The organism is Streptomyces sp. NPDC046759, assembly GCF_040645475.1.
GTDB lineage: Bacteria > Actinomycetota > Actinomycetes > Streptomycetales > Streptomycetaceae > Streptomyces.
In genome coordinates this window covers 35,777-51,480 of the sequence record NZ_JBEYYJ010000029.1, presented here as the reverse complement: position 1 = coordinate 51,480, position 15,704 = coordinate 35,777, and the positions used below count along the sequence as shown (strand labels likewise).

At 72.9% G+C, this 15,704-nt stretch carries 10 protein-coding genes; 9 read left to right on the top strand and 1 reads right to left on the bottom strand.

Features of this window, described 5'->3' with window-relative positions; translation table 11 throughout:
* Positions 1-26: 26 nt before the first annotated feature.
* From ABZ919_RS32010 to ABZ919_RS32000, 3 genes are all read left to right on the top strand, one after another.
* Positions 27-2,423, top strand: coding sequence for a UvrD-helicase domain-containing protein (locus tag ABZ919_RS32010; protein ID WP_361254532.1), 2,397 nt, complete (start codon positions 27-29; stop codon positions 2,421-2,423).
* 378 nt (positions 2,424-2,801) lie between these two features.
* On the top strand, positions 2,802-4,217 hold the full coding sequence (locus tag ABZ919_RS32005; RefSeq protein WP_361254529.1) for an NAD-dependent malic enzyme: 1,416 nt from the start codon (positions 2,802-2,804) through the stop codon (positions 4,215-4,217).
* Positions 4,218-5,174: 957 nt separating this feature from the next.
* Positions 5,175-5,456 (top strand): HU family DNA-binding protein, encoded by a 282-nt coding sequence (locus ABZ919_RS32000; RefSeq protein WP_023550134.1) that lies wholly within the window; start codon positions 5,175-5,177, stop codon positions 5,454-5,456.
* A gap of 103 nt (positions 5,457-5,559) precedes the next feature.
* Here ABZ919_RS32000 and murA read toward each other — a convergent pair whose 3' ends face one another.
* Complete coding sequence (murA, locus tag ABZ919_RS31995) at positions 5,560-6,900, bottom strand: UDP-N-acetylglucosamine 1-carboxyvinyltransferase (protein WP_361254525.1); 1,341 nt, start codon at positions 6,898-6,900, stop codon at positions 5,560-5,562.
* Between the two features lie 281 nt (positions 6,901-7,181).
* On the opposite strand from murA, the gene ABZ919_RS31990 reads away from it, so the two are divergent.
* From ABZ919_RS31990 to ABZ919_RS31965, 6 genes are all read left to right on the top strand, one after another.
* Entirely contained in the window at positions 7,182-7,754 is a 573-nt protein-coding gene (locus tag ABZ919_RS31990) for a YqgE/AlgH family protein (RefSeq protein ID WP_360160461.1), read from the top strand.
* A 29-nt stretch (positions 7,755-7,783) separates the two neighbouring features.
* Entirely contained in the window at positions 7,784-8,062 is a 279-nt protein-coding gene (locus ABZ919_RS31985) for a DUF3039 domain-containing protein (RefSeq protein WP_069780555.1), read from the top strand.
* Positions 8,063-8,292: 230 nt separating this feature from the next.
* Positions 8,293-9,963 (top strand): beta-N-acetylhexosaminidase, encoded by a 1,671-nt coding sequence (locus ABZ919_RS31980; RefSeq protein WP_361254520.1) that lies wholly within the window; start codon positions 8,293-8,295, stop codon positions 9,961-9,963.
* A gap of 308 nt (positions 9,964-10,271) precedes the next feature.
* Positions 10,272-11,165: an FAD binding domain-containing protein gene (locus ABZ919_RS31975; RefSeq protein WP_361254517.1), complete on the top strand. Its 894-nt coding sequence runs from the start codon at positions 10,272-10,274 to the stop codon at positions 11,163-11,165.
* On the top strand, positions 11,162-13,219 hold the full coding sequence (locus ABZ919_RS31970) for a 2Fe-2S iron-sulfur cluster-binding protein (protein ID WP_361254514.1): 2,058 nt from the start codon (positions 11,162-11,164) through the stop codon (positions 13,217-13,219). The genes ABZ919_RS31975 and ABZ919_RS31970 overlap by 4 nt, the downstream gene beginning before the upstream one ends.
* Complete coding sequence (locus tag ABZ919_RS31965) at positions 13,216-15,522, top strand: molybdopterin cofactor-binding domain-containing protein (RefSeq protein ID WP_361254512.1); 2,307 nt, start codon at positions 13,216-13,218, stop codon at positions 15,520-15,522. The genes ABZ919_RS31970 and ABZ919_RS31965 overlap by 4 nt, the downstream gene beginning before the upstream one ends.
* Positions 15,523-15,704: the final 182 nt, after the last annotated feature.

The following is a 15,704-nucleotide window of genomic DNA, read 5'->3' as shown; positions in this document are numbered from 1 at the left end:
TGCCCAGCACGTCAGAAGGGGGCCAGGTGGCCGCTCAGGTTCAGCAGTCCGCGGTCGGCTCGGTACACGACGCACACGATTCCGTCCGTGACCGGGAGATCAGCGTCGAGCAGGAACACCTGGACAGGGTGTACCGGCGGCTGGAGGAGAAGATCCACGAGGCCGAGTTCCTGATGAACGACGCGGCCAAGCGCGGCCAGGTCGGCACTCCGGGCGCGCTGGCCGAGCGGGACGCTCAGGTCTTCCGGGCCGGCATCCACCTGAACCGGCTCAACAACGAGTTCGAGGACTTCCTCTTCGGCCGCATCGACCTGCTGCTCGGCAAGGACGGCAAGAAGGGGCCCGACGGGGCCTACACGGCCGTCGAGCCCGCGGAAGGCGCGGTGCGGGACGACAACACCGCCGACATCGCCGAGACCCTGCACATCGGGCGCATCGGAGTGCTCGACGAGGACTACGCGCCGCTGGTCATCGACTGGCGGGCGCCCGCCGCCGCCCCCTTCTACCGGGCCACGCCGGTGGATCCCGGCCGGGTCGTACGGCGCCGTGTCATCCGGTCCAAGGGGCGCCGGGTCCTCGGTGTCGAGGACGATCTGATGCGGCCGGAGCTGACCGCCCGCCTCGACGGCCGCGAACTGCCCGTCATCGGCGACGGCGCCCTCATGGCGGCGCTCGGCCAGGCCCGCAGCCACACCATGCGGGACATCGTCTCCTCCATCCAGGCCGAACAGGACCTGGTCATCCGGGCCCCCGCCGCCTCCGTCACCCAGGTGGAGGGCGGCCCGGGCACCGGCAAGACCGCCGTCGCCCTGCACCGGGCCGCCTATCTCCTCTACCAGGACAGACGCCGCTACGCGGGCGGCATCCTGATCGTCTCCCCGACCCCCCTGCTCGTGGCCTACACCGAGGGCGTGCTGCCCTCGCTCGGCGAGGAGGGCCAGGTCGCCATCCGCGCCATCGGCTCGCTTGTCGACGGCGCCGAGGCCACGCTCTACGACTCCCCGTCGGTGGCCCGCGCCAAGGGCTCGTACCGGATGCTGAAGGTGCTGCGCAAGGCTGCGCGGGGCGCCCTGGAACTGGGGCCGGCCGGCACGGGCGCGGTGCGGCAGCTCGCCCTGGGCGCCGACACCGCCGACACCGACGGCACCGGGGACGGCGCACCGCGGGCCCTCGACGGCCCCCCGTCCCGTCTCCGAGTCGTCGCCTTCGGACGCCGGCTGGAGCTGGAGGCGCAGGAGCTGGAACGTATCCGCCGTACCGCCCTCGGCGGCACCGCCCCCGTGAACCTGCTGCGCCCACGCGCCCGCAGGCTGCTGCTGGACGCCCTGTGGGCCAAGTCCGGAGCGGCCGCCCGGCACACCGACCCCGAGCTGGCCGCCGAGCTGCGCTCCTCCTTCGACGAGGACGTCTCCGGTGAGGATGCCTTCCTCGCCTTCCTCGACGCCTGGTGGCCGGAGCTGACGCCGAAGGCGGTGCTCGCCGCGATGGCCGACGAGAGGCGGCTCGGCCGGTGGGCCCGGCGGATCCTTAACCCGGGCGAGATCCGCAAGGTCGTCCGCTCGCTCCAGCGGGACGGGTACTCGGTCCACGACATCGCCCTGCTCGACGAACTCCAGTCGATCCTCGGTGCGCCGGCCCGGCCGCGCAGGAAGCGCGAGCTGGATCCGCTGGACCAGCTCACCGGCCTGGAGGAGCTGATGCCGGTGCGCGAGGAGAGCCAGCGGGAGCGGGCCGAGCGGCTGGCACAGGAGCGCACCGAGTACGCGCACGTCATCGTGGACGAGGCGCAGGACCTCACGCCGATGCAGTGGCGCATGGTCGGCCGCCGCGGCCGGCACGCCACCTGGACGGTCGTCGGGGACCCTGCCCAGTCCTCCTGGTCCGATCCGGACGAGGCCGCCGAGGCCCGCGACGAGGCGCTGGGCACCCGGCCCCGGCGCCGCTTCCAGCTCACCGTGAACTACCGCAACCCCGCGGAGATCGCCGAGCTGGCCGCCAAGGTGCTGGCGCTCGCCATGCCCGGCTCCGAGGCGCCCAGAGCCGTGCGGTCGACCGGGATCGAGCCGCGCTTCACCGTGGCCGGCAGGTCGTTCGGGGCCACCGTGCGGGCGGAGGCTGCGCGGCTGCTGGAGCTGGTGGACGGCACGGTCGGCGTGGTCGTCGCGATGAACCGGCGCGAGGAGGCCCGGCGCTGGCTGGCCGGGCTCGGGGACCGGGTGGTGGCGCTCGGCAGCCTGGAGGCCAAGGGCCTGGAGTACGACGCGACCGTCGTCGTCTCGCCGGCGGAGATCGCCGACGAGTCCCCGGCGGGCCTGCGCGTGCTCTACGTGGCCCTCACCCGGGCCACCCAGCAGCTGACGGTGGTGTCGGGGGAGCGGGACGAGCCCGACGCGGCCGGAGTGCCGGACCTGCTGCGGGACTGAACTTTCCTGTGAACATCCGGCACGGGAATGGCCGTACGGCCACGGTTTGTTAGCCTTGGTGTGGCACCGGCCCGATCCAAGCCCCCGGGCCCAACCTTCGTCCCTCAGAGGGACCACTTGCCGCGAGGCGAGCATGGCGGGTCGGTGTCATGAGCGTAGGGAGACCCACGTCACGGAAGTGACGTGGGTCTCTTTCTTTGGGAGGTGCGCCTCTTTTCCCGCCTGATCGATTCTCGTATGGTGGAAGTACTTTTCCGAAATCAGGCACCGCTCATGAACAAAACGTCCGCAATCCAGGGCGACTACCACGTACTCCGCGGTAGGTGCGACGATCGGACGGCACAACTCGCGACACGGTGAAAGCAGAGGAAGTCGGCCATGGCAACGGCGCCCAGCGTCTCCTACTCGATGACCATCCGGCTGGAGGTGCCCGCGAGCGGAACCGCCGTCTCGCAGCTCACCACCGCCGTGGAGTCCTCCGGAGGCTCGGTGACCGGCCTCGACGTCACCGCGTCCGGCCACGAGAAGCTCCGTATCGACGTCACCATCGCGGCCACCTCCACGGCCCACGCCGAGGAGATCGTCGAGAAGCTGCGCGGCATCGAGGGCGTCACCCTCGGCAAGGTCTCCGACCGTACGTTCCTGATGCACCTCGGCGGCAAGATCGAGATGGCGTCGAAGCACCCCATCCGCAACCGTGACGACCTGTCCATGGTCTACACGCCGGGTGTGGCCCGCGTCTGCATGGCCATCGCCGAGAACCCCGAGGACGCCCGCCGCCTCACCATCAAGCGCAACTCCGTTGCGGTCGTGACGGACGGGTCCGCCGTGCTCGGCCTCGGCAACATCGGCCCCAAGGCGGCCCTGCCGGTCATGGAGGGCAAGGCGGCCCTCTTCAAGCGCTTCGCCGGCATCGACGCCTGGCCGATCTGCCTGGACACCCAGGACACCGACGCGATCGTCGAGATCGTCAAGGCGATCGCCCCCGGGTTCGCCGGCATCAACCTCGAGGACATCTCCGCGCCGCGCTGCTTCGAGATCGAGGCCCGTCTGCGCGAGGCCCTCGACATCCCCGTCTTCCACGACGACCAGCACGGCACCGCCATCGTCGTCCTCGCCGCCCTGACCAACGCCCTGCGCGTCACCGGCAAGGCCATCGAGAACATCCGGGTCGTCATGTCCGGCGCCGGCGCCGCCGGCACGGCCATCCTCAAGCTGCTGCTCGCCGCGGGCGTGAAGAACGCCGTCGTCGCCGACATCCACGGCGTCGTCCACTCCGGCCGCGAGGACCTGGTGAACGCGCCGGCCGACTCGCCGCTGCGCTGGATCGCCGACAACACCAACCCCGAGGGTCTCACCGGCACCCTGAAGGAGGCCGTGCGCGGCGCCGACGTCTTCATCGGCGTCTCCGCCCCGAACGTCCTCGACGGCGACGACGTGGCCGCCATGGCCGACGGCGCCATCGTGTTCGCGCTCGCGAACCCCGACCCCGAGGTGGAGCCCGCGATCGCCCGGCAGACGGCGGCCGTGGTGGCCACCGGCCGCTCCGACTTTCCGAACCAGATCAACAACGTGCTGGTCTTCCCGGGTGTCTTCCGCGGCCTGCTGGACGCCCAGTCCCGCACCGTCAACACCGAGATGATGCTCGCCGCCGCGCAGGCCCTCGCCGACGTGGTGACCGAGGACGAGCTGAACCCGAACTACATCATCCCGAGCGTCTTCAACGACAAGGTCGCGGGCGCCGTCGCCGGCGCGGTCCGCGAGGCTGCGAAGGCGGCGGGGGCGACGGCCTAGGCACAGCGGCCCGCTCCCCGCTCCGGCCGGGACGGCGCCCTGTGCGCACCGGTCCCCACGGCACAGTGTCCGGGGGACCGGCCGACCCTTGGCGGGGGTGGTCGTGTGGGCGTGGTCCCACCGGTCTCGGTGGGGGCTGTGATCCGGTGGCACCGGTCTCGGTGGGGGCCGTGGTCCGGTGGCACCGGTCTGATGTGAGCGCCGGTCCGTTGCGGGCGGTCGGCTGGCCCCGCGCCGGTCCTTGGCGGGGGTTGTGTGGACGTGGTCGCACCGGTCCCGGCGGGCGCTGTGGGCGCGGTCGCACCGGTCTCGGTGGGGACGGTTGGCCCGGTCGTGCCGGCCTCGGTGGGTGTCGGTCCGGTCGTGTGGGGGCGGTCGGGTGCACCGGCTTCGTCGCGGGCGGTCAGCCGGCCGCGCACCGGCCCCGGCGGGGACGGCGGATTCGGTCGGACCGGTCTCGGCGGGGGCTGTGGCGTGGCTGCACCGCTCTCGGTGGTGGGGGCGGTGGCCCGGCTCCGGCTGTGTGGTCGGTGGCCCGGCCCGGCCCGGCACGTTCGGCTTCGGCCAGGGCGGCACCAGGCTTCGGTTCGCGTCGGCCCCCGGCCTGGTCGACGGGGCGCCCGCCCCGGCCGGGTGAAGGGAAAGGGGCGGCCGGGCGTCGGCATGGTGACGGCGTGCCGTACTGTGCAGAGGCTGTAAGGATCACCACGGCGGCCCCAGCACCGGCGCGTCGTGGAACCAGGCGACGCCGGGCGCGCTCTAGGGTGACGCCGAGCGGGCGCTCTTCGTGTGACTCCCCAGGGTGTTCTCACGACTCCTACGGGTGCCGGATTGGCTTTACCGCCGCAGGTAGGGGCAGGATGCCTCCCTGGGCGCGAGCGCATCGGCATCGCAGTGCCTCGGGCGTATCCGCCGCGTGGCACACCCCAACGGCAAGAAAAACACGGGAGTAACAACATGAACCGCAGTGAGCTGGTGGCCGCGCTGGCCGACCGCGCCGAGGTGACCCGCAAGGACGCCGACGCCGTGCTGGCCGCGTTCGCCGAGACCGTCGGCGAGATCGTCGCCAAGGGCGACGAGAAGGTCACCATCCCCGGCTTCCTGACCTTCGAGCGCACCCACCGTGCCGCTCGCACCGCGCGCAACCCGCAGACCGGCGAGCCGATCAACATCCCCGCCGGATACAGCGTGAAGGTCACCGCGGGCTCCAAGCTCAAGGAAGCGGCGAAGGGCAAGTGACCTTGCCGTCCCCGTGCCGACGGGACGGCGTGGGGAACCTTTGAACAACGACGATGGGGCGGCACCCGGAACACCGGGTGCCGCCCCATCGCCGTAGCGGAACTCAGCCGAGCGCCTTGCCCGGCAGTTCGACCTTCGCGCCGAGTTCGACGAGCTTCTCCATGAAGTTCTCGTAGCCGCGGTTGATCAGTTCGATGCCGTGGACGCGCGAGGTGCCCTCGGCCGCCAGCGCCGCGATCAGGTACGAGAAGCCGCCGCGCAGGTCGGGGATGACCAGGTCGGCGCCCTGCAGCCGGGTCGGGCCGGAGACCACCGCCGAGTGCAGGAAGTTGCGCTGGCCGAAGCGGCAGTCGGAGCCGCCCAGGCACTCGCGGTAGAGCTGGATGTGCGCGCCCATCTGGTTCAGCGCGGAGGTGAAGCCGAGCCGGGACTCGTACACCGTCTCGTGGATGATGGACAGACCCGTGGCCTGGGTCAGGGCCACCACCAGCGGCTGCTGCCAGTCGGTCTGGAAACCGGGGTGCACGTCCGTCTCCAGCGCGATGGACTTCAACTGGCCGCCGGGGTGCCAGAAGCGGATGCCCTCGTCGTCGATCTCGAAGGCGCCGCCCACCTTCCGGTAGGTGTTCAGGAACGTCATCATCGAGCGCTGCTGGGCGCCGCGGACGTAGATGTTGCCGTTGGTCGCGAGCGCCGCCGACGCCCAGGACGCGGCCTCCAGGCGGTCCGACAGGGCGCGGTGGGTGTAACCGCCGAGCTTGTCCACACCGGTGATGCGGATCGTGCGGTCGGTGTCCATCGCGATGATCGCGCCCATCTTCTGCAGCACGCAGATGAGGTCCTCGATCTCCGGCTCGACGGCCGCGTTGGACAACTCGGTGACGCCCTCGGCGAGTACGGCCGTCAGCAGCACCTGCTCGGTCGCGCCGACGGACGGGTACGGCAGCCGGATCTTCGTGCCCCGCAGGCCCTTCGGGGCCTCCAGGTACTGGCCGTCCGCGCGCTTCTCGATGGTCGCGCCGAACTGCCGCAGCACGTCGAAGTGGAAGTCGATGGGCCGGCCGCCGATGTCACAGCCGCCGAGGCCCGGGATGAACGCGTGCCCGAGGCGGTGCAGCAGCGGACCGCAGAACAGGATCGGGATACGGCTGGAGCCCGCGTGGGCATCGATGTCAGCCACGTTGGCGCTCTCGACGTGCGTCGGGTCGAGCACCAGCTCGCCAGGCTCCTCGCCCGGGCGGACCGTCACCCCGTGCAGCTGGAGCAGGCCGCGGACGACCCGCACGTCACGGATGTCGGGAACGTTGCGCAGTCGGCTCGGCGCGCTGCCCAGCAGGGCGGCGACCATGGCCTTCGGTACGAGGTTCTTCGCACCGCGGACACGGATCTCGCCCTCCAGCGGGGTTCCGCCGTGGACAAGCAGGACATCGTCGTTGACGGTCATGTATCTCGCGTTCCGATGAGTTGGGCAGGGGGTGGCTGCGGCCGATCACTGTGCGCAGGGGCCGGGGAGACAGCGTAATCGCCGATTACCCCCCGTCCGTAAGCCCAAGTACGACCCAGCCACGTCAAAGCTGTGTCACAACACGAACCGCTGCCAATCGGGCACATGGGGTCACCGGGCACGACGTGCGCCCATGACGCCCCCGTGCTCCCTGAGCTGCGTTCACTCCCGCACCCCGATTGGCTCCCCACCGAAGGGGAAGATGCGGGATCATGTCTGGCATGACCGAGGTGTCCTCGCTCACAGGGCGGCTGCTCGTGGCCACTCCCGCCCTGGCGGACCCGAACTTCGACCGCGCGGTGGTGCTCCTTCTCGACCACGACGAGGAGGGCTCCCTCGGTGTCGTCCTCAACCGCCCCACCCCGGTGGACGTGGGCGACATCCTGGAAGGCTGGGCCGACCTCGCCGGCGAGCCCGGTGTGGTCTTCCAGGGCGGGCCCGTCTCGCTGGACTCGGCGCTCGGTGTCGCGGTCATCCCGGGCGGTGCGAACGGCGACCTCGCCCCGCTGGGCTGGCGCCGGGTGCACGGCGCGATCGGTCTCGTCGACCTGGAGGCCCCGCCGGAGCTGCTCGCCTCGGCCCTCGGATCCCTGCGGATCTTCGCCGGGTACGCCGGCTGGGGCCCCGGTCAGCTGGAGGACGAGCTGGTCGAGGGCGCCTGGTACGTGGTCGAGTCGGAGCCCGGGGACGTCTCCTCACCGGCCCCCGAGAGACTGTGGCGCGAGGTCCTGCGCCGCCAGCGCAACGAGCTGGCGATGGTGGCCACGTATCCGGACGACCCGTCGCTCAACTGATACCGGGGGGCTTCAGTACCCTGGGGCTTATGAGCACTCTCGAGCCCGAGCGCGGGACTGGTACGGGGACCCTCGTAGAGCCGACGCCGCAGGTGTCCCACGGCGACGGTGACCACGAGCGCTTCGCCCACTACGTCCAGAAGGACAAGATCATGGCGAGCGCCCTCGACGGCACCCCCGTCGTGGCGCTGTGCGGCAAGGTGTGGGTGCCGGGCCGCGACCCGAAGAAGTACCCCGTGTGCCCCATGTGCAAGGAGATCTACGAGTCCATGGGCAGCGGCGGCGAGGACAAGGGCGGCGACAAGTAGGGGATCCGCCCCTGGCCCGACCTGCGGGCCCCGGCGCGCTTCGGCGTCCACCGGGGCCTTCGGCATGCCCTGGCCGGGCGAGTGGCCGGCAGCCCCGCACGGCGGGCGGCTCGAAGAGGTCCAGACCTCTTGTCGGCCGTCGCCGGACTCCGTAGCCTCCCTAGCGGTTTGTGCGGAGCGGAACGGTCGTTGCACGACGTGCAACGCTGTGCGGAGGTGCGACGGGCGGCATGAGCGAACCATCCCTTTTCCCGGAACCCGACGTGGCGCTGATCCCGGCGCCGAGCCGCGTGACGGCCTCCCTGCCGGGCGGCGGCACCGGACACGTCATCGACGCGGGCACCGAGATCGACGCCACCGAGGGCACCGACCGGGTCGCGCGCTGGCTGCGGACGACCGTCGGAGCCGCGACCGGGCTGCCGTTGGCCCCGAACCGGGACAGCGGCTCCCGCATCCTGCTGCGGATCATCCCCTCGCTGGCCGGCGAACTCGGCAGCGACGAGGGCTACCGGCTGTGCGCCGACGGGTACCTCATCGCCATCGACGGAGCGAGCGAGGCCGGCCTGTTCTGGGGCGCCCAGACCTTCCGGCAGCTGCTCGGCCCGGAGGCCTTCCGGCGCGCACCGGTCACCGGCCGCACCGAGTGGGAGTTTCCCGCCGTCACCATCCACGACGCCCCCCGCTTCCGGTGGCGCGGTCTTCTGCTCGACGTGGCGCGGCACTTCATGCCCAAGGAGGGCGTGCTGCGCTATCTCGACCTGATGGCCGCGCACAAACTCAACGTCTTCCACTTCCATCTGACCGACGACCAGGGTTGGCGGATCGAGATCGAGCGGTATCCGAAACTGACCGAAACCGCCTCCTGGCGGGCGCGGACGAAATTCGGTCACCGGGCCTCGCCGTTCTGGGAGGAGAAACCGCACGGCGGTTACTACACCCAGGACGACATCCGGGAGATCGTCGCCTATGCCGCCGAGCGGCATATCACCGTCGTCCCGGAGATCGACGTACCGGGCCATTCGCAGGCCGCCATCGCCGCGTACCCGGAACTCGGCAATACCGACGTCGTCGACACCACCGCCCTGGACGTCTGGGACAACTGGGGGATCTCCGCCAACGTGCTCGCCCCGACCGACGCCACCCTGCGCTTCTACGAGGGGGTGTTCGAGGAGGTCCTGGAGCTTTTCCCCGCGGAGTTCATCCATGTCGGCGGTGACGAATGCCGCAAGGAGCAGTGGACCGGATCCGTGACGGCGAAGAACCGGATCGCGGAACTCGGTCTCGCCGACGAGGACGAACTGCAGTCGTGGTTCATCGGCCACTTCGACGCCTGGCTCGCCGCGCGCGGGCGCCGGCTCATCGGCTGGGACGAGATTCTGGAAGGCGGGCTCGCCGAGGGGGCCGCGGTGTCGTCCTGGCGCGGTTACGGCGGCGGGATCGCGGCCGCGCGGGCCGGGCACGACGTCGTCATGTGCCCGGAGCAGTACGTCTATCTGGACCACCGTCAGGCGCCGGGCGAGGACGAACCCGTGCCGATCGGGTTCGTGCGCACCCTGGAGGACGTGTACCGGTTCGAGCCCGTCCCGGCCGACCTCACCGAGGCGGAGGCCCGGCATGTGCTGGGTACTCAGGCCAACGTCTGGACCGAGGTGATGGAGGACACCGCGCGCGTGGACTACCAGACCTTCCCCCGGCTCGCGGCCTTCGCCGAGGTGGCCTGGAGCCGGCTGCCCGCCCCCGCGGAACGGGATTTCGCCGGCTTCGAACGCCGTATGGGCGCCCATTACGCCCGACTTGACGCTCTCGGCGTCGCCTACCGGCCGCCCACCGGTCCCCGGCCGTGGCAGAAGCGCCCCGGTGTCCTGGGCCGCCCGATCGAGGGTCCGCCGCCGGCCGGGTGACCGTCCCGCCCGCGTGGCCGCCTCGCCCGGTGGCAGTCCCGCCGGAGTGGCCGCCTCGCCCGGGTGGCCGTCCCGAACAAGTGCTGGAAAACCGCTCCCAGGGTCACCGAAGAGTGTCAATCGGCGCGCATCGGCGATGCCGTGTGAAAACGGACCATCTCGGCGGTGAAGTGGGCGAACGCCTCCTAAGGGACCCCCGCGTTCGGCCCTTGCGAAGATGTGCCAGAGTTGCCACGTCCGCCCTGTGAGCACGTACCGTACGGCCACACAGGTGGGACCAGGTGGGGCAGCGGGAAGGGGCAGCCGGTTTGACCACGCACGCACCGCAGGCGGCGCAGGCCGTCACGCTGCCCACGACGCTGGACGAGGCCGTGGCGGCCCTGGTGGCCATGCCCACGGCCGTTCCCGTCGCGGGCGGCACCGACCTCATGGCCGCCGTCAACTCAGGCCAGCTCAGGCCCGCCGCCCTGGTGGGCCTCGGGCGGATCAGCGAGATCCGCGGCTGGCAGTACCAGGACGGCCACGCGCTGCTCGGCGCGGGCCTGACGCACGCGCGCATGGGCCGCCCCGACTTCGCGGCCCTGATTCCGGCGCTCGCCGCCGCCGCGCGCGCCGCGGGCCCGCCGCACATCCGCAACGCGGGCACACTCGGCGGCAACATCGCCTCGGCCGCTCCGACGGGCGACGCGCTGCCGGTGCTGGCCGCCCTGGAGGCCACACTGATCATCGCGGGCCCGCGCGGAGCCCGCCGGGAGATCCCGGTGTCGCACCTGCTGGCCGGCATGGAGATGCTGCGCGGCGGTGAACTCATCGGCTACGTGCGCGTGCCGCTGCTGCACGCCCCGCAGGTCTTCCTGAAGGCGACCGGACGCACCGGCCCGGGCCGTGCGCTGGCCTCCGTCGCGCTCGTCCTCGACCCCGCCCGGCGCGGAGTGCGGTGCGCCGTGGGCGCCATAGCGCCGATGCCGCTCAGGCCCCTGGAGGCCGAGCAGTGGGTCGCCCAGCTGATCGACTGGGACAACGACCGCGCCCTCGTCCCGGAGGCGCTGAACGCCTTCGGCGAGTACGTCGCCGCGGCCTGCATCCCGGACCCGGCACCGGAGCCCGACGGCTCGGTGCCCCCGCTTCCGCCCGCCGTACTGCACCTGCGGCGCACCGTCGCCGCACTGGCCCGACGAGCACTGGGGAGGGCGCTGTCGTGACCGACGACCAGCACGGAGAGGGCAGGCCCCAGGGCGGCGGACGCTGGGACCCGCTGCCCCAGGGCGACTACGACGACGGCGCCACCGCCTTCGTCAAGCTCCCCGAGGGGGGCATCGACGCCCTGCTGTCCGGCGACAGCCCGCTGGCCGCGCCGGGTCACGGCTATGTGCCGCCGCAGATAACGGTCGCGCCAGGCACCGGCGACCCGGCGGCGACGGGCACCTGGAGCGCGCCCGCGGGCGGCGCCCAGTGGCCCGACCCGAACGCTGCGGCACAGACGCAGGCCGCGGACGACCGGTTCACCTACCAGCCCGGTGCGACGCAGCACTGGACCTTCGACGAGCAGGCGGCCCCGGCCGCGCCCGGGCACGACGTCACCGGACAGTGGTCGATCCCGGTCGCCGGGGGTGACCTTCCGGACGAGTCGGGCGAGTTCACCACGTCCTCCCTGGTCGAGCAGTGGGGCGGCACCCCGCCGGCCACCCTGCCCGGCGGCGCGCCCGCGCCCTGGGCGACGGACGGCGCCGGCACCGCCTGGGGCCAGAGCCCGGCCGACGGACGGTCCGCTCCCGCGCCCGAGCCGGCCGGCCCCCACCCCGCCGACGACACGCCGGCTCCGGAGGCCTACAGGCGCGAGGAGCGGTACGGGCACGCTCCGGCGGGCCACGCCGAGACGGGCCACTCGGCTGCGGTTCCGGCCGAAGCGGTACGCGACGCACCGGGCCACGCGGAGTCCGGCCACCCGGAGACCGGCCACCCGTACTTCGGTCACGACGCCGGGGGCCGGGCCAAGGCCCCTCACGCGGACTTCGGTCACGACGGCGCCGACCGCGCGCGGGCCGACCGCCGCAGCGAACGCGCCGACGCGCCCGGCCCCCTCGACGCGCACGCCGCCGCGCAGGCCCCTGAGGGCCCCGCTCGCGGCCCGGCGAGCCACGAGGGCCCCGCACACCACGGCGCCACTCCGCAGGCCGCCACAGCGGCGGACACGGCGGTCACGGCGCACCCGGCCGACACCGCCGCCGGCGCGCCGCGCGCCGCCGCCGAGGGCGGACCCACCGCGGAACCCGACGGGGAATCCGGCGAGCGACCCTCCGGTGAAGCCCCCGAAGCCCCCGAAGCCCCTGAAACCCCCGAGGGGTCCGCCGCCGGCGCCCCCGCGCAGCACGGACACCTCGAGGAGCCCCCGGCATCCACGGCGGACCCGGCGCCGGACACCGCCGCGGACCCCGTCACCGCCTCGGCCGCCCGACAGGCGGCCGAGGACGCGCCCACCGAGGAAGCCGCCGCGCCACTCCCGCCGCACGACGACCACCCGCTCGCCTCGTACGTCCTGCGTGTCAACAGCGCCGACCGGCCCGTCACCGACGCCTGGATCGGCGAGTCGCTGCTCTACGTGCTGCGGGAGCGGCTGGGCCTCGCGGGCGCCAAGGACGGCTGCTCCCAGGGCGAGTGCGGGGCCTGCAACGTCCAGGTCGACGGCCGCCTGGTCGCCTCCTGCCTGGTCCCGGCGGTCACCGCGGCCGGCAGCGAGGTGCGCACGGTCGAGGGCCTGGCGGCCGACGGACAGCCCTCCGACGTGCAGCGCGCCCTCGCCCGGTGCGGCGCGGTGCAGTGCGGCTTCTGCGTGCCCGGCATGGCGATGACGCTGCACGACCTGCTGGAGGGCAACCCCGCGCCGACCGAACTCGAGACCCGGCAGGCGCTGTGCGGCAACCTGTGCCGCTGCTCCGGCTACCGGGGCGTCCTGGAGGCCGTCAAGGAGGTCGTCGCCGAACGCGAAGGGGCGCGCGCCGCGGACGCCGGGACGGACGTGGGAGAGGCTCGTATTCCTCATCAGGCGGGCCCGGGCGCCGGTGGCGTCAACCCGTCGGCGTTCGAGGCACCCGGCGCGTTCGACACGCCGCCGGCCGCTCGCGGCGGCTACCCCGACATGCCGGACCCGTACGACACGCCGGACCCGTACGGCACGCCCGCCCCGTACGGCACCCCGCCGCACGGCACCCCCGGACCGCACGGCCCGCACTACGGCCAGGACGGAGGCCAGGCGTGAGCAACGAAACCGCCGCGGCGACCACCGCCGCGGAACCCGCCCCCGAGTCCGAGGCGTTGCCGCACGGCCTCGGCGCCTCCCTGCCGCACGCCGACGCCCGCGCCAAGACCGAGGGCACCTTCCCGTACGCGGCCGACCTGTGGGCCGAGGGCCTGCTGTGGGCGGCCGTCCTGCGCTCCCCGCACGCGCACGCGCGCATCGTGTCCATCGACACCAGCCACGCGCGCGAGATGCCCGGCGTACGGGCCGTCATCACGCACGAGGACGTGCCCGGCACGCCGCGCCACGGCCGCGGCACGCCCGACCGGCCGGTGTTCGCCTCCGAGGTCGTACGGCACCACGGCGAGCCCATCGCGGCCGTCGCCGCCGACCACCCGGACACCGCACGGATGGCCGCGGCGGCCGTCATCGTCGAGTACGAGGTGCTCGACCCGGTCATCGACCCCGAACAGGCTTTCGAGGCCGAGCCACTGCACCCCGACGGCAACCTGATCCGGCACATCCCGCTGCACCACGGCGACCCGTCGGCGGTCGGCGAGATCGTCGTCGAGGGTCAGTACCGCATAGGGCGCCAGGACCCGGCCCCGATCGGCGCCGAGGCCGGCCTCGCCGTGCCCCGCCCCGACGGCGGTGTGGAGCTGTACCTGGCCTCCACCGACCCGCACACCGACCGCAACACGGCCGCGGCCTGCTACGGCCTGTCCCCGGATCGGGTGAAGATCGTCGTCACCGGGGTGCCGGGCGCCACCGCCGACCGCGAGGACCAGGGCTTCCAGCTCCCGCTCGGCCTGCTCGCCCTGAAGACCGGGTGCCCGGTCAAGCTCACGGCGACCCGCGAGGAGTCCTTCCTCGGCCATGCCCACCGCCATCCCACCCTGCTGCGCTACCGCCACCACGCCGACGCGGAGGGCAAGTTGGTGAAGGTGGAGGCGCAGATCCTGCTGGACGCGGGCGCGTACGGCGACACCTCCTCCGACGCCCTGGCCGCGGCGGTCTCCTTCGCGTGCGGCCCGTACGTCGTCCCGAACGCCTTCATCGAGGGCTGGGCCGTCCGCACCAACAACCCGCCCTCCGGCCATGTGCGCGGCGAGGGCGCGATGCAGGTGTGCGCCGCCTACGAGGCGCAGATGGACAAGCTGGCAAAGAAACTGGGCCTGGACCCGGCCGAGCTGCGGCTGCGCAACGTCCTGGCGACGGGAGACGTCCTGCCGATCGGCCAGACCGTGACCTGTCCCGCCCCGGTCGCCGAACTCCTCCAGGCGGTCCAGGACTTCCCGCTGCCCGCCCTGCCCAAGGACACGCCCGAGGACGAGTGGCTGCTGCCCGGCGGCCCCGAGGGCGCGGGCGAGCCGGGCGCGGTGCGCCGCGGCGTCGGCTACGGCCTGGGCATGGTGCACATGCTCGGCGCGGAGGGCGCCGACGAGGTGTCCACGGCGACCGTGAAGGTCCACGACGGCGTGGCGACCGTGCTCTGCGCGGCCGTGGAGACCGGCCAGGGCTTCACGACCCTCGCCCGGCAGATCGTGCAGGAGACCCTCGGTATCGAGGAAGTCCACGTGGCGCCGGTCGACACCGACCAGCCGCCGGCCGGTGCGGGCTGCCGGGGCCGGCACACCTGGGTGTCGGGCGGCGCGGTCGAGCGGGCGGCGAAGATGGTCCGCACCCAGCTCCTCCAGCCGCTCGCCCACAAGTTCGGCATGTCGACGGAGCTGCTGCAGATCACCGACGGAAAGATCACCTCGTACGACGGCGTGCTCTCCACGACCGTCACCGAGGCGATGGACGGCAAGGAGCTGTGGGCGACGGCCCAGTGCCGCCCGCACCCCACCGAGCCGCTGAACGCCTCCGGCCAGGGCGACGCCTTCGTCGGTCTGGCCTTCTGCGCGATCCGCGCGGTCGTCGACGTCGACATCGAGCTCGGCTCGGTCCGGGTGGTGGAGCTGGCGGTCGCCCAGGACGTGGGCCGGATCCTCAACCCGACCCAGCTGGCCGCCCGGATCGAGGCGGGCGTGACCCAGGGCGTCGGCATCGCGCTCACGGAGAACCTCCGTACGCCCCGTGGTCTGATCCGCCACCCCGACCTGACGGGATACGCCCTCCCGACCGCCCTGGACGCCCCGGACATCCAGATCGTCAAACTGGTCGAGGAACGGGACGTGGTCGCCCCCTTCGGCGCCAAGTCGGTCAGCGCGGTCCCGGTCGTGACGGCCCCGGCCGCGATCGCCTCCGCCGTCCGCGCGGCCACCGGCCGCCCGGTCAACCGGCTCCCCATCCGTCCGCAGGCGGCGGTGGTGACGGCGTAGCGGGCGGCCGGTTCTCGTGGGCCGGTTCGTGTGGGGACGGCGTGGTGGACCGCGTCGGCGTGGTGGGCCGCGCGCTCTGGTGGTGACGGCGTGGTGGGCCGCGCGCTCTGGTGGTGACGGCGTGGTGGGCCGCGCGCTCTGGTGGTGACGGCGTGGTGGGCCGCGCGCTCTGGTGGTGACGG